Genomic DNA, 254 nt, shown 5'->3' with positions numbered 1-254 from the left:
ATCTGCTTTTATCTTTTTATGAACAACCTTTTCACCCTTGTCATTCAAGATACAGACATAAAGAATTCGAGCATGTAAGTCGATACCACAGTAAAAATCATGTAATTTGGTATAAAATTTCATTGAGCTTTCTCCTCTTGGTTTGGTCGCCTTGAAGTTTAGTATTTCGCTAAACTTCGGGGAGAAGGTTCAATAAGTATCAAGCGCCTTACAAAAATGGACGCAAAATTCTTGGCTTGCGCTCATTCTTCGCT

At 37.0% G+C, this 254-nt stretch carries 1 pseudogene; it reads right to left on the bottom strand.

The features are described 5' to 3' along the window. Positions 1–123 (bottom strand): annotated as a pseudogene (locus CWB99_RS24740) (IS110 family transposase); the annotation flags it as partial. Positions 124–254 lie beyond the last annotated feature (131 nt).

The organism is Pseudoalteromonas rubra (genome assembly GCF_005887095.1).
Classification (GTDB): domain Bacteria; phylum Pseudomonadota; class Gammaproteobacteria; order Enterobacterales; family Alteromonadaceae; genus Pseudoalteromonas; species Pseudoalteromonas rubra_E.
This window is presented reverse-complemented; position numbering and strand designations above follow the sequence as displayed.